We start from the raw sequence: 18825 nt of genomic DNA, 5'->3' as shown, positions 1-18825 counted from the left end.
TCAGTCCTTCTTTCCAAGGATTCGGAACTGGATGAGGGACAGGATCACAATGGCGAGGAACAGGACGTAGCTCGCCGCTGAGGCGTAGGAATAGTTACCGAACCCAAACTGGTCATAGGTGTACATGGCGGTCGAAAGGGTCGCATCGAGCGGGCCGCCACCAGTCATCACATACGGTTCCTCGAAAAACTGCAGGAACCCGATGCCGGTGATCACTGCCGCGAACAGGATCGGCGGCCGCATCGCGGGAAGGGTGACATTCCAAAACCGCTGCACGGCGGTTGCCCCGTCCATCATGGCCGCTTCGTGGTGCTCCCGTGGAACTCCCTGCAACCCGGCCAGAAAGATCACCATCAGGGTTCCGATATTGCGCCAGACCGCCATGAAAATAAGGGACGGCAGGGCCGTCAACTCATTTTCGAGCCAGTTAGGACCAGCGATGCCGAATACCCCCAGTAAGCCGTTCAGGAGTCCGTCCGGCTGCAGGATGAACCGCCAGACGATCGCGACCGCAACAATGCTGGTCACTACCGGGGCGTAGAAGCCCACCCTGAAAAGCGTGCGGAACCGGGTGATCCCGTTGTTGAGCGCCAGCGCCACCAGAAGGGCCACGGTCATGGTGAGTGGCACACCAACCAACACAAACGCTGCGGTGTTGACCAGGGAGCGGACGAACCGGGTGTCGTTGAACAGAGCGATGTAGTTCTCGAATCCCACGAAATTCACCCCGAACGGGCTTCGCAGGTCCCGGGTGGTCAGATCAGTGAAGCTCATGGCGAGGGATGCCACGATGGGCCCCGCCATGAAGATCACAAAAAGAATCAGGAACGGCGCAGCGAAACTCCAGGCGACGACAGTCTGCCGGCTCCGGCGCGAGCGCGGTTTGCGCGACCGCGCCGGAGCTGGTTTTCCCGTTTGGGCGAGTGCCACTGTTACAGACCTGTCCCTATGCTTTCGGCCTGTCCCTGAATGGCGGCCAGCGCCTCATCGACTGTGGTGTCGCCGCGGGTGACCTTTTCAAGCTCCTGATCGATGACCGCCGACACCTGAGCCCAGGTCGGAATGGCGGGCGGTGCCTTGGAGTCCTCGAGCTGATCGGCAAAGACGCTCAGGTTGGGGTCCTCGGCGAAAGTGGGATCGTCGTAGGCAGCCTGGACGCTGGGCAGCGTGGTCGAAATGTCGTACCAGGCGATCTGCGTTTCGGGTTCACTGAGCCACCGCACGAATTTCCAGCTGGCGTCGCGGTTCTCGCTGTCATTGAACACAGCAAGGTTGCCGCCGCCGGTGAAACTGGTCCGCGCATCAGTGCCTGGGACCATCGCTACGTCGAACTGGTCGGCGAATCCTTCGCCGCCCTGCTCTTCAAGGAGACCAACGTGGAAGGGGCCGCTGAAGAAGGAGCCCACCTCACCGGAAATAAACTTCTGTTCAATCTCACCTGTCTCCAGCCGCACCGGATCTGAGATTCCCTCGGAGAAGAAGCTCGAGTAGTACTCGAATGCTGCCTTCCACTCAGGGGTCTCGAAGGTGAACTCGGAGCCGTCCTCGTTCATGATGTCCCCACCCTCCTGCCACACGAACGGTGCCAGGTACTGCCAGGAATCAAAGCCGCCCGGTGGCAGGGAGATGCCTGCCTCGGCGCCCTCCGCCTGGAGGCCTTCCGTGAAGGTCTTGAACTCGTCCCAGGTGGTTGGCGGTTCAACGCCGGCCGCCTCAGCCATGTCGGTCCGGTAGTAGAGGGCACGCGTGTCCACGTACCACGGGACCCCGTAGGCCACGTCGTCGACCACTGCCGTGCCCCAGGATCCTTCGAAGAAGTCGCCCTCATCGACGAGACCCTCGGGCGTCGGTTCCAGAGCCCCGGTTGCCGCAAACTCACCCACCCAGGTGGTGCCCAGCATTGAAATGTCAGGGGTCTCTCCGCCCGCGATGGAAGTGGCGATGCGGTCATGCGCGCTCTCCCAAGGGACCGGAGTGACGTTGATGGTTACGTCAGGGTTCTCAGACTCGAAGTCGGCGGCCAACTGGTCGAGAATCTCACCCTCATTGCCCATCGCCCAGATGGTGACCTCTCCGGTTGCGGGAGCGTCGTCGATGGGGCCACCGCCCTCGGGTCCGGACGCACTTCCCTCTTCGCGTCCGCAGCCTGTCAGTGCGAGTGCGCCGATGACGGCCACCGCGCTCCATGATCGCCATTGATTCATAGTCTTGCCTCCAGTAGGTGGGGTGAACACTCCGCAGGACACGGCTTTCGCCGTCGGAGTTCGTTGTCAAGCTACCACAAAAACCTTACATGCGGAAGGTTTTTATTTCCGGTCATGCGATAGGTTTTTGTCTATGACTATGCCCCCCGACCGAAAACGCGGCAGTTATGCCAAAGGCCAGGCAAAGCGCCAGGAAATTCTGGACGCTGCGCTTGTGGTCTTCGGGCGCAGCGGATTCCACAGCGGGTCCCTGCGGGAGATCGCCAAGCGGGTTGCACTCACACCGGCCGGGTTGATGCACCACTTTGCGACGAAGGAAGAACTCTTCACTGAAGTGCTGCGCCAACGTGACGAGCGCGTCAAGGATGCTGCCGGCGATGTTGCCGAAGACACCCTGCTACAACAGATGCGCCGGGTGGTCTCCTACAACCAGACCACCCCGGGGCTCACCTCGTTGTACACGGTGATTGCGGCCGAAGCCACCAACGCAGACCATCCGGCTCACGAGTATTTTGCTGCCCGGTACGCCGATCGGGCACAGCAGACGGCGAAGATCCTCGCCGACGCACAGCGCGATGGCCTGGTGCGTAGTGATCTCGACGTCCACCATGCGTCGCGGTTGATCGCTGCGGTGATGGATGGCCTGCAGCAACAGTGGCTGCTCGATGACACCGTCGACATGACCGCGGTCTTCGACGAGTTTGTCAGGGGATACTTTCTGATTCCGGCACCCGCTGGGGTGCCGGAATCAGAAGAGCGCTAGTTTTCGCCGAGGTTGGTGCCAAAGATTTGAGCCTCGACCAGCGGCCGGACAGCCTTCTCGAAGCCACGGTCTACAAAGTAGTCCTTCAGCCTGTCCTTCTTCTGCTCATTGAGGATCGCACCCATGATCATTGACTGGTCCAGGCTGAGATAGCGCTCGGCTGCGGTGCCACTGCCCACCGCGACCGAGTCATAGAATCCGCCGGGCCCGTAGGCGCCGAGATTGTTCTTGATGCCATCGAGGTTTTCCAGTACCGCCGTGCGATCGTACGGTAGGGCGAGGAATGCCGCGTGCGGCGTCACGACCCCGTCGCCAAATTCTGGCTCCGGGTTCGCGGCTTCCCGGCAGCCCTCGTACCCCTTGTCGACGTCGGTGCTCTCGACGTCGCTCGCGTAGCCGGTGCTGCTGATTCCGATCTCCTCGACCCCGTACTCGCGGTAGGAGGCGAACGGATCACTGGCGGGCGAGAAACCCCAGTACCCATAGCCGGCCTCCTCCAGGCCATGCTCAATGTGAGCCCGCACTGTCGCTGCATGGTTCGGCGCCCAGGAACGCTCGCCCCAGTCCGCCTCGGGGACGAAGAGGTCGGGCATCAGGGCTTCGAACATACTTCCGCCCCACGCCGGGACAAGTTGCATGCCGCGGTAGGAATATACCCCCTCAAAGACACTCACGCCAAGGTATTCACGGGTCTCACCGGTCGGCTTCTGCTCCTGCCAACCGAAGTCGCAGCCCCGATCCGGCATGGTGCGATAGGTCCCATAGTAGGCGGACGGCGGAATCTGGCCGTTGGCAATACCGAGATAGGTGGCTATGCGCGCCTCACTCACCGATGTGTCGTACCAGTGGCACGTGTAATAGACGTCGGGACCCTCGTCACCGTAGTTGTCGGGAACCGCACACCCGTCCCCGGGCGGCGCATCCCAAAACCCACCGCGGTTGAGGCTGACGCCCTCCCGGGCATTGAGGTCGTGATAAAAGCCGAAATCCATGCTGTCATAAAGTGCATCGGCCTGCCTGGCGAGGCGTGGTTCGGCCTCGGCCACCACCCTGAGTGCTGCGGCGAGCCAGCCGTTATCAACGGTGCTCAGGAATGGGTGAACGACGTCGCCGCTATCCGGCCAGGTCGTCAGCTTGCTGCCGTCGGTGGGTGAGTACCAGTTGTAGTACATCCCGCTAGGCTCGTGCACTTCGAGGGTTTCAAGGGTGTCGAGGGTGGTTGCCAGCCGGGCACTGGCCTCCTTCCGATCAATGATCTTGAGATCCCGGGCCGCAATGGTCGACCATAGATAGCCACCAATGTTCGTGGGGCTCGTGTACTCGCTTGGCGTGGTGAGATCGCCCTCGATATTGTCGGCGGGCAGTCCGGTCGCATCATCGGTCATCGCTGCGAGTGACAGCCAGCTGTCGGCGGCGTACTGATTCAACGGGTCGGCTTTCTTGCCGACATCGGGTCCACCTGCTGGGCCGGCGACAGCGGCCGACGGAACAACGAGCGACAGGACCGCTGCGGTTACTCCCGCCGCGAGTGCCGCCCTACGTCTGACTTTGGGACTGGGGTCAAGCTGGTTGCGGTGGCTGGGCTGCATGGGCATTGGCATGGGAACTCCTTCGTTCATCCGATGAGGAACAGGGTTCCATAGAAACCTTACACGCGCAAGGTTTCTGCGTGGCTCTGCCGTTTTCCGGTCAGGAACGGCCGCGCGGGTCAGGTTGGCCGGTTGCAATCGGCCAACCTGACGCCGAGGGCCTTTTCTGGATCGGGTCACCGGTGATCAGTCGTGGGTCAGGTCGCTGGCGGACCGCCTCCCGGCGGGATAGGCAGTGGTCAGCCGACGGTGAAGATCCGACTGATCGGCGCAAGGTTGTTGAAGCTGTAAACGTGGAGGCCCGCGAAACCACCCGAGTCGAGGACTGACCGGACCAGCGGCGAGGGGTCGTACGACGACGGCGCCAGCACGCTGCGCACGAGCGACCCACCCCCGGTGCCGGTCAGGGACCGCCTGGCAAACTTCAGCGATGGACCTACACCGATGCGTGCGGCGAGTGAGATCAGCCTGGCACGGTCAACGGCGCCCGGCACCCCAGCCCAGAGAGGCAGGGTAATTCCAGCGGTGCGCAGCTCGGCCACATAGGCTGCGAGTACTGGTCCGGAGAAGCAGAGCTGAGTGACCGCCCAGGAACATAGCTCCTGTTTGGCCAGCAGCAAATCGGTGAGCTCCCCGGCCGATGCTCCCGGCCGGCCCTCCGGGTAGGCGGCAGCTCCCAGGACGAAGGACCCGCCGCCGATCGAGGCGATGTCCTCTATCAGGGCCCCGCTCCAGGCATAGGGGCCCGCGGCGGAGCCGCCGTCACCCGCTATCACGAAGATGTCAGAAACGCCGGCCGCCTGCAGCCGGCCCAGGAAGCCAGTGAGCTGCCCGCGCGACGCGATGGATCGGGCCGCCAGGTGCGGGACGGCCTGATACCCGAGGCCGGACAGGCGCACGGCAAGATCTACAGTTTCCTCGGCCCCGTGGTGCGGGAGGCAGGTGATCGTCACCACCGCGGGCGGCGGCAGGTGTTCCTTGAGCGCCTCAACGACCCCGCGACCCGGGATGATTTCCACCCGGAGCGGAAGACCCCCAGGGTGGTCAACCATGGTTCAGCACTCCACCACGTTCAGCGCCAGGCCCCCGCGGGCTGTTTCCTTGTACTTGTCCATCATGTCGGCGCCGGTGTCCCGCATCGTCTTGATCGCGACGTCGAGCGAAACGTGGTGCTTGCCATCGCCCCGGACCGCCATCCGGGCCGCAGTGATGGCCTTCATTGCGCCGACCGCATTGCGTTCAATGCACGGGATCTGCACCAGACCGCCCACCGGGTCGCAGGTCAGGCCCAGGTTGTGTTCGATGCCAATCTCGGCAGCGTTCTCCACCTGCTCAGGGGTCCCGCCGAGCGCCTCAGCCAGTGCGCCGGCAGCCATCGCGCAAGCCGACCCCACTTCGCCCTGACAGCCGACCTCTGCACCGGAAATGGAGGCGTTCCGCTTGAACAGGGCACCAACGGCTGTCGCCGCGAGCAGGAACCGGACGACGCCGTCGTCGTTGGCTCCCGGAACGAAGTCCACATAATATTTCAGGACCGCAGGGATGATCCCCGCGGCACCGTTGGTCGGTGCCGTGACCACACGGCCACCGGCCGCGTTTTCCTCATTGACGGCGAGTGCAAAGAGCGTGACCCACTCCATGGTGCTCAACTTGTCGTTGGGATCCTCGGCCTTTTGCTGCAGCCTGAGCTGGGTGGCTGCCCGACGTCGGACGTTCAACCCGCCGGGCAGGATTCCGTCGGTGGTGGATCCGCGGCGGATGGTGTCCTGCATGACGTCCCAGATTTCGAGCAGGCCGGCACGCACCTCGGCTTCGGTGCGCCAGGACAACTCGTTGGCCATCACGATCTCGGAGAACGATTTGCCGGTCGCGGCGCAGACTTCAAGGAGCTGTTCGCCGGTATCAAAGGGGTGCTGCACCGGGGCGGTCGCCTCGGCGGCGGGGTCCGCGCCGATCTGGTCCTCGTCCAGCACAAACCCGCCGCCCACCGAGAAGTAGTCCCGGACCAGCAGTTCCGACCCATCAGCTCCGTAGGCGTGGAACCGCATGCCATTGGTGTGGAAGTCCAGCCGCTTCCGGCGATGCATGATCAGGTCGACTTCCGGATCGAAGTCAATCTCACGCCGCCCAGCGAACCGCAGCCGGCGGGTCTCACCCACCTCATCCACGCGTGGACCGGCCGTGATGGGGTCAACCAGTTGCGGCTGCTCACCCTCCAGGCCCAGGATTACCGCCTTGACGGTGCCGTGCCCGTGACCGGTTACCCCCAGCGACCCGAACAGTTCCACCTCGACCCGCTGCACCGCATCCACCAGGCCCCGCTGCTCCACCAGCTCCGTGTAAAGGAATGCAGCCGTCATCGGCCCCCCGGTGTGGGAGCTGGAGGGGCCGATTCCAATTTTGAACAAGTCAAAGGCGCTAATAGGCATGGGGTTCCTTAGCTGTGATTCTGAGTGCCCGCACCGAAAGGCACGACGTCGGCATACAGCGGGTATTGGGCGGCCAGCGCCTGAACCCGCTGCGTGAGTGACGTGAGGTCGGCATCGGCGGGAGCAATGAGGGCCTCAGCAATGATGTTGGCCACCTCGGTGAACGCTGCGGCCTCAAATCCGCGGCTCGCGAGCGCTGGCGTGCCGATGCGCAGCCCCGACGTGACCATGGGTGGGCGGGGATCGAAGGGCACCGCATTGCGGTTCACGGTGATGTCGATCTGCGCCAACCGGTCTTCGGCCTGCTGGCCGTCGAGCTCGCAGTCACGCAGGTCCACGAGCACCAGGTGTACGTCGGTACCTCCGCTGACCACTGAGATGCCGTGCGCGGCGACGTCCGGCTGAGTGAGCCGGTCGGCAAGGATCCGTGCGCCGTCCAGGATGCGCTGCTGGCGTTCCTTGAACTCGGCTGATCCCGCGATCTTGAAGGCGACGGCCTTACCCGCGATGACATGCTCGAGGGGTCCGCCCTGCTGTCCCGGGAAGACCGCCGAGTTGATCTTCTTCGCAATATCAGCATCGTTGCTGAGGATAATTCCACCACGCGGGCCAGCGAGGGTCTTGTGCGTGGTGGAGGTGGTGACGTGGGCGTGCTGCACGGGGCTGGGGTGGAGTCCCGCCGCGACCAGACCGGCGAAATGCGCCATGTCGACCATGAGGTAGGCGCCCACCTCGTCGGCGATGCTCCTGAACCGTTCAAAGTCGAGCTGCCGTGCGTAGGCGGACCAGCCGGCCACAATGAGCTGCGGCTTGTGCTCGCGGGCCAGGCGTTCGACGTCGTCCATGTCCACCCGGTAGTCATCGGTCCGCACCTGGTACGGGACCACGTTGTAGAGCCGGCCAGAGAAATTGATCCGCATGCTGTGGGTCAGATGGCCGCCGTGGGCCAGGTTCAGGCCCATGATGGTGTCGCCGGGCTTGATCAAGGCGTGCATGACGGCGGCATTCGCCTGTGCTCCGGAGTGGGGCTGGACGTTGGCGAATGCCGCGCCGAAGAGGGCCTTTGCCCGGTCGATGGCAAGCTGCTCGAGCACGTCGACGTGCTCGCAGCCACCGTAATAGCGACGGCCCGGGTAGCCCTCGGCGTACTTGTTGGTCAGCACCGAGCCCTGCGCCTGCATCACCGCGACCGAGGTGTGGTTTTCGGAGGCGATCATCTCCAGTCCGTTGCGCTGCCGGGTGAGCTCAGCGTCGATGCTGCGCGCCACCTCCGGATCCAGATCGGCGAGATTCGCGTTCAGGTGGCCAATGGTGTCCAGCTCGGTCAGGGTGCTCATGGGTCTATCCCGTTCTTCGTGGCGTATTCCTCGGCGGACAGCAGGGGGCCCTCGCTGGCGACGGTGACCTTGAACAACCAGCCAGCTCCGTAGGGATCCTCGTTCAGAATGCCCGGGTTGTCCACGGCGTCCTGGTTGATCTCGGTGACCTCTCCCGTCACGGGAGCGTAAAGGTCGGAGACGGATTTGGTCGACTCAACCTCGCCGCAACTTTCGCCAGCGGTCACCGTGTCGCCCACCTCGGGGAGGCTGACATAGACAACGTCGCCGAGCGCGTCGGCGGCGATGGCTGACACGCCGACGGTGGCCGCGCCGTCTGCTGGGGTGTCGATCCATTCGTGCTCGGCTGAGTAGCGGAGACCTGATTTAATGATGCTCACGTGGGTATATACCTTTCAGGGTATGTAAAGCCTGGCTATTTTTGGCGGCGGTAGAACGGCGTGGCAACCACCGTGAACGGTTCTGGCTTCCCTCGGAGATCAACCTGTACCTCGGTGCCCGGCTCGGCCAGTTCGGTCTTCACATAAGCCATCGCCACAGGGTAGCCGAGGGTGGGGCTGGGCAGGCCCGACGTCACGGTCCCCACGACCGAGCCGTCGACGACGACGTCGTACCCGGCGCGGGCCGACCGGCGTCCGGCGCCCTGCAGACCGACCAGTTTCCGTTCCAGCGTGGCTTCTTTAAGAGGCTCCAGCACCGACCTCCCGACGAAGTCCTCGGTCTTTTTGAGGCTGACCACTCCGCCGAGTCCTGCTTCGAACGGGTTGGTGTCCAGGCCGAGCTCGTTGCCGTAGAGCGGCATGCCCGCTTCCAGGCGTAGCGAATCCCGTGAGGCGAGACCGCAGGGTGCCAGCTGATGCTGGGCTCCGGCCGCGGCGACCGCTTTCCACAGCTGTACTGCCTCGGGGTTGCCGATGAATAGTTCGAAGCCGTCTTCGCCGGTGTATCCGGTGCGGGCCAGGAGGACCTGCAGACCCGCCAGCTCCACCTCGACGGCCGCGTAATACAACAGGTCAGTGATCAGTTGACGTGACCCAGTAGCGGCGATCTCCAGCAGGATTGCTTCGGCTGCGGGACCCTGAACGGCAATCAGTGCCGTGCTCTCGGAAACGTCCTCCACTGTCACATCGAAGGTGGCGGCCCGTTCCTGCAGGGCGGCAGCGACCGTGTCGGCGTTGCTGGCGTTGGGAACCACGAGGTACCGGTCGTCTGCCCGACGGTAGACGATCAGGTCATCGATCACGCCACCATCCTCGGTGCAGATCAGCGAGTACTTGGCTTTGCCGACGGCGATGGCGGCGAGGTTGCCCACCAGCGCATAGTTCAGGAACTCGGCGGCCTGGGCTCCCGAGACCCAGATTTCGCCCATGTGGGAGAGGTCGAAAAGCCCTGCGGCGCGCCGGACCGTGTGGTGTTCCTCGAGCTCGCTGCGGTACTTCAGGGGCATCTGCCAGCCACCGAAGTCGGTGAAACTGGCTCCGAGCAATTCATGTTCGGCGTACAGGGCTGTCTGCTTAGTCATGGTGATCCTTCCAATCGAGCGTGTGGGTCAACCCGGACAGCCGGCGGCTGCGCGGGGACTAGCTTCAGTCTTCGAAGTCCTCGATGGGCGGGCAGGAGCACACCAGATTGCGGTCGCCGTGCGCGCCGTCAATGCGTCGGACCGGCGGGAAGTACTTGTTGTGCTTCAGCGCGCGGACCGGGTACGCGGCCAACTCCCGGGGGTACGCCTGGTCCCAGGTGTCGCTGATCAGGGCGAATGCCGTATGCGGTGCCTGCCGGAGCGGGCTCTGCTCCAGCGAGTACTCGCCCGCCTGCACCTGGTCGATCTCACCCTTGATCGCGATCATGGCGTCGATGAACCGGTCCAGTTCGCCAATGTCCTCGGACTCCGTGGGCTCGACCATCAGGGTTCCGGCCACGGGGAAGCTCAGGGTCGGAGCGTGGAATCCGTAGTCGATGAGCCGCTTGGCGACGTCTTCGGCGGTCACTCCGGTGGCAGCGGTCAGGGGCCGCAGGTCCAGGATGCATTCGTGCGCGACCAGACCCTTCTCGCCCGAGTAGAGCACGGGGAAGTGTTCAGTCAGGCGAGCCGCAACATAGTTGGCGGCCAGCAGCGCATGCCCGGTCGCTGAGGTGAGGCCCTCGGCTCCCATCAGGGCCACATAGGCCCAGGAAATCGGCAGCACCCCGGCGGAACCGTACCGTGAGGCGGAGATCGGAACCCCCGCATCCCCGCTCTCGGGTGCTGCGGCGTCGCCGGGCAGGAACGGTGCCAGGTGCTCGGCAACAGCCACCGGGCCCACGCCCGGTCCGCCGCCACCGTGGGGGATGCAGAAGGTCTTGTGCAGGTTCAGGTGCGACACGTCGCCGCCGAACTCACCGGGCTTCGCGAGGCCCACCAGGGCGTTGAGGTTGGCGCCGTCGATGTAGACCTGGCCGCCGGCGTCGTGCACCTGCGAGCAAACCCACCTGACGTCTTCCTCAAACACACCGTGGGTGGAGGGGTAGGTGATCATGATGGCCGAGAGCTGCTCGGCGTGCTGGGCGATCTTCGCCTTGAGGTCGTCGTGGTCGATATTGCCGTTGTTGGCTGTCTTGACCACCACAACCTTCATCCCGGCCAGCACTGCCGAGGCCGCGTTGGTGCCGTGGGCGGAGGAAGGGATCAGGCAAACGTTGCGGTCCTGGTCCCCGCGCGAGAGGTGGTAGCCACGGATGGCGAGCAGCCCCGCCAGTTCGCCCTGCGAGCCGGCGTTCGGTTGGATGGACACCTTGGCGTAGCCGGTGATTTCGGCGAGCTTGTCCTCAAGATCCTCGATCAGCCACCGCCATCCTTCGGTCTGGTGCGCGGGGGCGAACGGGTGGATGGTGGCGAATTCAGGCCAGGAGATCGGCTCCATCTCCACTGTGGCGTTGAGCTTCATGGTGCATGAACCCAGTGGAATCATGGTGCGGTCCAGCGCCAGGTCCTTGTCGGAGAGGCGGCGCAGGTACCGCAGTAGCTGGGTTTCCGAGCGGTGGCTGGAGAAGACCGGGTGCGTCAGATAGGTCGAGGTGCGGACCAGGTCGGCTGGGACCCCGGCGTGCCCGTGGATCTCGGCAAGTTGTTCGACGCCGAACACGCCCGCAAGGGTGCCGAGGTGCTCGTCGGTGGTGGTCTCGTCGCAGGAGACGCCGAGGTGATCCTCGTCTACCAGGCGAAGGTTGATGCCCGCAGCCTCGGCTTTGACCTGGAACTCCTTGGCCCTGCCAGGGACGTTGATCAGGATGGTGTCGAAGAAGTCGGCGTGGACAACTGTGACGGTATCGGCGAGCGTCGCAGCCAACCGGGCGGCGTGTGAGTGCACGCGCGCGGCAATCGCCTTCAGTCCATCGGGGCCGTGATAGACCGCGTACATGCTGGCGACGATAGCCAGCAGCGCCTGAGCGGTACAGATGTTCGACGTCGCCTTCTCCCGCCTGATGTGCTGCTCACGGGTCTGCAGCGCGAGGCGGTAGGCGGGTGCGCCGTCGGCGTCCTTCGACACCCCGACCAGCCGCCCGGGAAGCATCCGCTCAAGGCCCTTACGGACCGCCATGTACGCGGCGTGGGGGCCGCCGAAGAAGAGGGGTACACCGAATCGCTGGGCCGACCCGACGGCGATGTCGGCGTCCTGCTCGCCCGGAGGTGTGATCAGGGTCAGCGCCAGCAGGTCGGCCGCCACGGTGACGAGGGCGCCGCCGTCGTGCGCTGCGGCGATCACTGACCGGTGGTCACGGAGGGCACCCGAGGCGCCGGGCTGCTGCAGGATGACGCCGTTGATATCACCGTCGGGCAGTCCCTGGCTGAGATCCGCCACCTCCACCTCGAAGCCGAGTGCTTCGGCGCGGCCGCGGACGACGGCGATCGTCTGCGGCAGGCAGTCGGCGTCGAGCACCGTCTTGCCCTTGTTTTTGCCGGACCGGCGCATCAGGAGCGCAGCTTCGGCGACGGCTGAGGCTTCGTCGAGGAGTGAAGCGTTGGCGATGGGCAGGGCGGTGAGGTCCTGCACCATGGTCTGGAAGTTCAGCAGGGCTTCCAACCGGCCCTGGGAAATCTCCGGCTGGTACGGGGTGTACGCGGTGTACCAGGCGGGGGCCTCGAGGACGTTCCGGCGGATGACCGGTGGCGTCACGGTGTCGAAGTAGCCCTGGCCGATCATCTGGACGGCAGTCGTGTTCTTGCCGGCGATGTCGCGCAGCTGCGCCAGAACCTGAGACTCACTCAGCGCGGCTGGGAGGTTCAGCGGCTCGGCCGAGCGGATATTGGCGGGGACCGCAACCTCCACCAGTTTGTCGAGACTGGGGTAGCCGAGCAGGCTGAGCATCTGGGCGGCGTCGGTGGAGCGTGGGCCGATATGGCGATCGGCGAAGGTTGATTCGGTGAGGGGCTGAGCGGTCATGGGAACTCCCTTGATGAGGTCCGGGCGTCGGCGTCTGCCCGGATTATGGTGAGTTCCTCCCCGCTCTGTATGGGACCTGAGAGATTCCGCAGAACTACACGCCTGCTTGCACCGTCGGTGAGGTGGACGTGGATCCGTCCGCCTGCTTTCCAGAGTTGCCTAGCCGCAGCGGTACTGGGCCTGAGAGATTCCTGGGGAGGATTTGCTCCTACGGCGCCTGCCGGAGTGTGTGTCTACGGAAGTACTCTCCCGCTGCAGATCAAGGGCTATGAAATTATGAGAATCGTGATCTAGCTTACTAGGCCTCGGACAGGAGTGCCAAAAACTCCGGTCAGGTGAATCGGTGGTCAATCTGGAGATTGGGGGTGGAAATCTTGACCCCCTATGTCCTGATTGACCCCACCGACGGTTCTAGGCGCCAAAGAGGCTACTTGTCACCCTTAAAGACGTCCTTGATGTTTTCACCGGCCTGCTTGGTGTGGGCCGACCCCTGATCGACCTGGCCGTCACGCGACAGGTCCTGGTTGTCAGTGGCATCACCGACGGCTTCCTTTGCCTTGCCGGTAAGTTCTTCGGCCTTGTTTTTCGCCTTATCAATGAAGCTCATGGACATCCTTCTCTCTTGGTAGGTGATAGCTCGATAGGTCAGCTCTCACAAAGTACCTACAGGAGTAGGACGTGCCGCTCCGAGAATCCTCACGGTAAAGTTCGCCGATCCGCTTGGAGACCCACGCCGAGCGGCGGAACCGCCAGCCCGAACACCTGCTTCAGGGCCAGCCGTGCCGCATGGTAGCCGCCCATTCCGTGGACTCCCGGCCCGGGCGGTGTCGACGCCGAACACAGGAACACACCATCCAGCGGCGTCCGCCAGGGAGCGGGAGACAACACCGGCCGCGCCAGCATCTGCGAAAGGGTCACTGCTCCTCCCCCGAAGTCGCCCCCCACATAGTTGGCGTTTGACGTAGCCAGCTCGGCCGCCGTCGTCGTGAACGAACTGACGACGACGTCGCGGAAGCCCGGTGCGAAGCGTTCGATCTGCGCGGTAATGGCATCGGCCATGTCATGGGTGGAACCACTGGGGACGTGGCAGTAGGTCCACAGGACATGTCGGCCCTTGGGGGCACGGGACGGGTCAAACAGCGACGGCTGGGAGAGCAGAACGTACGGGTTATCGGCGTGTTTACCGGCGGCCACCTGGGCTTCGGAGGCGACAATTTCGTCGCGGGTACCGCCCAGATGAACGGTTCCGGCGTGTGCAACATCCTCGTTGCTCCACGGCACTGGACCGGACAGGATGTATTCCACCTTGCAGGCGCCATCACCGAACCGGAATCGTTCGAGGGCTCGTTCGTAGCTGCGGGGAAGCCTGCCGTCCGCTAGCTCGAGCAGCCCGGGCGGGGCAACATCCAGCAGGACCAGCGGAACGCCCCTCAGTTCGGACAGGGACTGCACTGCGTGGTCGGCAACAATGTTCCCGCCGTGCGCCCGAATGTCATCGGCCATGGCGTTGGCGATTGACTGGGACCCACCCAGTGGGATTGGCCAGCCGCCGGCATGTGCCAGCGCGCCCAGAGTCAGTCCGGCTCCGGCAGCGGGGAGGGACGGCAGGGTGCCCACCGGGTGGGCCGCGACTCCGGTGAACAGTGCTGCGGCTGCGTCAGTGCTGAACCGCCGGTTCCAGAGCGGTGTCCCTTGATCGAGGGCGGCCAGGCCAAACCGCACCGCCGCAATGGGGTGGCGTGGCACCCGCAGCAGGTGATTCAGCGCTACATCGAGGGTGCCTTCGATGTTCCGTACGAGGGGCTCCATGAGCCTGCGGTAGGCGGGGCCGTCGCGCCCCAGCCCGTCGGTGGTACGCGCAAGGTCGCGGAACGCAACCCCGGCCCGACCGCCGTCGAGTGGGTGAGCGTAGGAAATATCCGGCACAGCGAAGTCGATTCGCCGCTGCAGTTCGAATTGGGAGAAGAACGGGGAGGCAAGAGCCATTGGATGCACGGCCGAACAGAGATCGTGCAGGTGGCCCGGCTCAAGTTCACCGGTGCGGGCTCCGCCGCCAATCGTCGTCGCTGCCTCGTAAACCGTGACGCTGAGGCCCGCGCGGGCAAGGACAACTGCTGCAGCAAGCCCGTTGGGGCCCGACCCGACTACTGCTGCGTCAGTCATCGCTGGGCCGCCGTCGCAACAGGGACCCGGTGCGGGTCTTGGCTGATGCGGTGAGCGATCGTACGGCTAACGGCAACGTGCGCCGCGCCTTGAGCGCTAGGGCAACCGCGCGGTAGCGAAGCGGGTCCAGGGGCACATCGTAGGTGGTCGGAACCTCGACGATGTTCTTGGAGAAGTTCCGTTTAAAGGTGGTTACGTTGCTGAGCTGTGGGTAGTTCTCGCTGACGATGCCAGTCAACCCACAGCTACGATTGCCTGCCGCTTTGAGCTCCTTGAAAGCGTGCCACAGGAGGAGATAGGGGGCGAATAACTTCCGGGCCGCCTGGGTACTCGCCGCGAAGTAGTACACCGAATAGCCACGGTACTCGGTGGTGATGAGCCAGCTGATCGCCTGACCGTCGAGGTAGGCGACCATGAGGCGGAGATGATCACCGAGTTGCTCCAGGAGTTGCTCGTAATAGGCTGACTCGAAACTGGTGAAGCCATCGCGGGCGGCGGTCTCTTCCAAGATGGGGAACAGTTCGGAGCTGAAGACAGCCGACCAGTCGGCTCGCTCGATGCTGCGGATCTCGACGCTGGCCCGTTCAGCCCGACGGATGCTGTTGCGTGCATTTGGTTTGAACGCCTTGTAGATTTCGGCTTCGCTGGGGGTGAGGTCAACGACGATCTCCCGCTCGTACCAGCCATGCTCGATTGGTCCGGTCGCCGGATCCTGCAGATGCTGGACCTGGAGCCGAACATAGAGGGGCTTGACGGCCGGGTCCGCCCCGAACTGCGCCCTGACGGTCTGCAGCAGGCGTGCTTCGGTGTCAGATGTGCGCTCGGTGAACCAGACTGGCCCATTCACCGCGACCAGCGACTTCCTGAACCGCCTGCTGCTCCAGAGGTAGCTGGCGACGGCGACCAGGGTGACGCCGTCGTAGTAGGCCCAGATGCCATAGGGAGTGCGCCCGCGGCTGGATTCGAATGCCGCCCACTGGGGGGTCTGTTCGAGCGGGATCAGCACTGCCGGGTGGGCCGACGACAGGGCTTCGAAGCCTTCCGTGCTGAGTTTCTCAAAGCGAAGGGCAACTGCGGTCACGGATGATCTTTCGGTTCAGGGGCGGGTCGGCTCAAGCGTACCCGAGTGCCGATTGATGCGACGTGGCGACGGCCGGATCGCCGATGGTCAGGTGCGTGATCGAAAGGGCCACCCTGGGGATCGTCAATGTCGAGGCGCCGTACGGGATCCTGACGGGGGTCGATAATGCCCTCAATCACGCGGTACATAATATATGCCGTTGCCAGCATATGTCCGATGACGGCCAGTAGGTAGTACGGCAAATCAATGTTGTTCTGCTGGTCGCCGCCGCTGGCCTCCCGCGCGAGGTACATCATCAGAGCCCACCAGTGGGCCGCTTCAAAGAGTTGCCAGGTCAGAAAGGTCCGCCACTTCGGATAGGCAAGCGCCACCAGTGGTACCAGCCAGAGCGCGTACTGGGGCGAGTATTCCTTGCCGGTCAGAATCAGCGCTCCCACCAGGAGCAGCGCCAGCTGGGCCAGTCGTGGCCGCCGGGGCGCCATCAGCGCAAGCGCAGCGATACCGACCCCGAGGAGGGTGAACGCCACGGCCGCCAGCACCGTGGTTGTGGCAGCACTCATTTCCCAGCCACCCACACGGGCGATCATCGAATTGTAGGCAAACCAGACTGATGAAGGTCCGGCCTCCGCGGTCAACGCCTCCGCGACGTGGGTTGTCCACCCCCGCGGGTCGTACAAAGCAAAGGGAAGATTGGCCGCCAACCAGGTTGCAGCCAGCACGATTCCCGTCAGTGCAGCGCCCCTGAAGAGGCGGGTGCGCCACGCCAGCAGTGAGACTGCGGCGAAGATCAGCAACGGGTAGCCTGCAGCGGCCGTGCCGAGACCGAGGAAGATTCCGGCCAGGACGAAGCTCCCACGCGCAAAACCCAACATTCCCAGCGCGGTAAACATCACCGCCCAGAGATCCCAGCCGAGGAACCCGGTCAACACAATCATTGGTGCGACGGCGACCATCGCCGCATCCCACGGCCGCCGGTTGGTCATTCGCACGGTCGCGTAGACGGTGACCAGCCACGCTGCAACCGCCAGCACCGAATGCAGGTCGTAATACCTCAACGTGCTTCCTGCGGGAACGAGGTGAGCGGTCACTCCCGCAAAGGCTCCCGTCAGCGCGGAGTGACCCAGCTGCAGGAAGGATGCCCCATCACCGAGATCCGCAAAGGCGTCGGGCCACTGCGAATGGCAGGCCATGTAATAGCGGTCCGGGCCCAACCATCCCTCGACCCGGCAGGGGTTCCTAATCAGAGCGGCAAGCACCGCCGCCGTCGTCGTCAGCAGGATCAGCACGCGTTCCACCGTGAATGTCCCGGGATCAATCGTGCCCGGGCTGGTCTTCCGGCCCAGCGGGCCACCGATCAGTTCAGTGAATTCCCGCAACAGTGCATCGGCACGCGACGGCGCCGAGATGCGCACCGGCCGCCGCCGGGACTGACCGGTTCCCATGCCTGAAGCCTACCGATCAAGTACGTCATTCACAGCGAATTTGGCCTATCTATCAGGATGCTGGAATGCTTCGGGAAGATCGGGTGTTAGGAATAAGAAGTAGACTGGATTAGCTGTTCGATCTGTTACGGGAGAAATCCGGCGGGTCGGCATAAGAAGTGATTCAAGAGGAGAACAGTGGGAACTAACCCCATTAGGGTGGCAATCGTTGGTGTCGGCAACTGCGCGGCGTCACTGGTGCAGGGCGTACGTTATTACCAGGATGCGGACGCTACGGCGTCGATACCAGGCCTGATGCACGTCGAATTCGGTAAGTACCACGTCAATGACGTTGAGTTCGTTGCCGCATTCGACGTCGATGGCAAGAAGGTGGGGCTGGACCTCGCCGACGCCATCGGTGCCAGCGAGAACAACACCATCAAGATCGCCGATGTACCGACGACCGGCATCAAGGTACAGCGGGGCCACACCCTCGATGGTCTGGGCAAGTACTACCGCGAGACCATCGTGGAATCCGACGCGGAGCCAGTCGACATCGTCGCCGAGCTCAAGGCCAACAAGGTCGACGTCATGGTTTGCTACCTGCCCGTCGGGTCCGAAGACGCGGCACGGTTCTACGCACAGTGCGCCATCGACGCGAAGGTGGCCTTTGTCAACGCGCTGCCCGTCTTCATTGCCGGCACCAAGGAGTGGGCTGACAAGTTCACTGCCGCCGGTGTTCCCATCGTTGGCGACGACATCAAGAGCCAGATCGGTGCAACGATCACCCACCGTGTGATGGCAAAGCTCTTCGAGGACCGGGGCGTCACCCTGGACCGCACGTACCAGCTCAATGTCGGCGGCAACATGGACTTCAAGAACATGCTGGAACGCGACCGGTTGGAGTCCAAGAAAGTTTCCAAGACACAGGCTGTCACGTCCAATGTGCAGGCTGATCTGGGCGAGCGGAACGTCCACATCGGTCCGTCCGACTACGTAGCCTGGCTGGATGACCGCAAATGGGCGTTCGTCCGTCTCGAAGGACGCAACTTTGGCGACGCGCCCGTCTCCCTGGAGTACAAGCTCGAGGTATGGGATTCGCCGAACTCTGCCGGTGTGATCATCGACGCCATCCGTGCGGCGAAGATCGCCCTCGATCGCGGGATTGGTGGTCCACTGCTTTCGGCGTCGAGCTACTTCATGAAGTCGCCACCGGAACAGTACGCCGACGATATCGCCCACGAGAAGGTTGAAGCCTTCATCCGTGGAGAGCTTGACCGCTAGCCTGCGGGTCTAGCTACCGCAGCCTTCGACCGCCTGCGTGGGCGCGGTGGACCTGTGGGGTGGTAATTTTCCGCCCCATGCCCACCGCGCCCACGGGCGTCCGGTGGCTGCGCGCCGCCAGGGCACACCA

At 63.8% G+C, this 18825-nt stretch carries 15 protein-coding genes and 1 riboswitch; of the genes, 2 read left to right on the top strand and 13 right to left on the bottom strand.

The genetic code is table 11. From position 1 onward, the window contains the following. Positions 1 to 930: a carbohydrate ABC transporter permease gene (locus ACX80T_RS01530; protein ID WP_019482083.1), complete on the bottom strand. Its 930-nt coding sequence runs from the start codon at positions 928 to 930 to the stop codon at positions 1 to 3. Positions 931 to 932: 2 nt separating this feature from the next. Then, positions 933 to 2204, bottom strand: a complete 1272-nt coding sequence (locus tag ACX80T_RS01525; RefSeq protein ID WP_024475643.1) for a sugar ABC transporter substrate-binding protein — start codon at positions 2202 to 2204, stop codon at positions 933 to 935. Positions 2205 to 2337: 133 nt separating this feature from the next. On the opposite strand from ACX80T_RS01525, the gene ACX80T_RS01520 reads away from it, so the two are divergent. Continuing rightward, positions 2338 to 2967, top strand: coding sequence for a TetR/AcrR family transcriptional regulator (locus ACX80T_RS01520; protein ID WP_035746769.1), 630 nt, complete (start codon positions 2338 to 2340; stop codon positions 2965 to 2967). On the opposite strand, the gene ACX80T_RS01515 is transcribed toward ACX80T_RS01520, so the two are convergent. From ACX80T_RS01515 to ACX80T_RS01465, 11 genes are all read right to left on the bottom strand, one after another. Further along, on the bottom strand, positions 2964 to 4562 hold the full coding sequence (locus ACX80T_RS01515) for a glucoamylase family protein (protein WP_459303628.1): 1599 nt from the start codon (positions 4560 to 4562) through the stop codon (positions 2964 to 2966). The two genes, ACX80T_RS01520 and ACX80T_RS01515, sit on opposite strands and share 4 nt — an antisense overlap. A gap of 233 nt (positions 4563 to 4795) precedes the next feature. After that, on the bottom strand, positions 4796 to 5608 hold the full coding sequence (locus ACX80T_RS01510) for a methylenetetrahydrofolate reductase (RefSeq protein WP_459303538.1): 813 nt from the start codon (positions 5606 to 5608) through the stop codon (positions 4796 to 4798). Between the two features lie 3 nt (positions 5609 to 5611). Beyond that, entirely contained in the window at positions 5612 to 6985 is a 1374-nt protein-coding gene (locus ACX80T_RS01505) for an L-serine ammonia-lyase (RefSeq protein ID WP_459303537.1), read from the bottom strand. An 8-nt stretch (positions 6986 to 6993) separates the two neighbouring features. Next, positions 6994 to 8322, bottom strand: coding sequence for a serine hydroxymethyltransferase (gene glyA, locus ACX80T_RS01500; protein ID WP_459303536.1), 1329 nt, complete (start codon positions 8320 to 8322; stop codon positions 6994 to 6996). Next, a complete protein-coding gene (gene gcvH / locus ACX80T_RS01495) occupies positions 8319 to 8702 on the bottom strand; it encodes a glycine cleavage system protein GcvH (RefSeq protein WP_459303535.1) in 384 nt (127 codons plus the stop codon). The genes glyA and gcvH overlap by 4 nt, the downstream gene beginning before the upstream one ends. 35 nt (positions 8703 to 8737) lie before the next feature. After that, positions 8738 to 9844 (bottom strand): glycine cleavage system aminomethyltransferase GcvT, encoded by a 1107-nt coding sequence (gene gcvT, locus ACX80T_RS01490; protein ID WP_459303534.1) that lies wholly within the window; start codon positions 9842 to 9844, stop codon positions 8738 to 8740. A gap of 64 nt (positions 9845 to 9908) precedes the next feature. Further along, the gene (gene gcvP / locus ACX80T_RS01485) at positions 9909 to 12746 is read right to left on the bottom strand and encodes an aminomethyl-transferring glycine dehydrogenase (protein ID WP_459303533.1); all 2838 of its coding nucleotides are present in this window, start codon (positions 12744 to 12746) and stop codon (positions 9909 to 9911) included. 159 nt (positions 12747 to 12905) lie between these two features. Beyond that, positions 12906 to 13008, bottom strand: a riboswitch (glycine riboswitch). A 165-nt stretch (positions 13009 to 13173) separates the two neighbouring features. Beyond that, positions 13174 to 13353, bottom strand: coding sequence for a CsbD family protein (locus ACX80T_RS01480; protein WP_019482073.1), 180 nt, complete (start codon positions 13351 to 13353; stop codon positions 13174 to 13176). Positions 13354 to 13442: 89 nt separating this feature from the next. Beyond that, positions 13443 to 14909, bottom strand: a complete 1467-nt coding sequence (locus ACX80T_RS01475) for a phytoene desaturase family protein (RefSeq protein WP_019482072.1) — start codon at positions 14907 to 14909, stop codon at positions 13443 to 13445. After that, positions 14902 to 15990: a lipid II:glycine glycyltransferase FemX gene (locus ACX80T_RS01470; RefSeq protein WP_019482071.1), complete on the bottom strand. Its 1089-nt coding sequence runs from the start codon at positions 15988 to 15990 to the stop codon at positions 14902 to 14904. Before ACX80T_RS01470 ends, ACX80T_RS01475 begins: the two co-directional genes overlap by 8 nt. Then, a complete protein-coding gene (locus ACX80T_RS01465; RefSeq protein ID WP_019482070.1) occupies positions 15987 to 17432 on the bottom strand; it encodes a glycosyltransferase family 87 protein in 1446 nt (481 codons plus the stop codon). Before ACX80T_RS01465 ends, ACX80T_RS01470 begins: the two co-directional genes overlap by 4 nt. Positions 17433 to 17609: 177 nt before the next feature. Between ACX80T_RS01465 and ACX80T_RS01460 the strand changes: the two genes are divergently transcribed. Beyond that, a complete protein-coding gene (locus tag ACX80T_RS01460) occupies positions 17610 to 18695 on the top strand; it encodes an inositol-3-phosphate synthase (RefSeq protein WP_024475646.1) in 1086 nt (361 codons plus the stop codon). Positions 18696 to 18825 lie beyond the last annotated feature (130 nt).

The sequence above is a fragment of the Arthrobacter sp. Sr33 genome (genome assembly GCF_054511195.1).
This window is presented reverse-complemented; position numbering and strand designations above follow the sequence as displayed.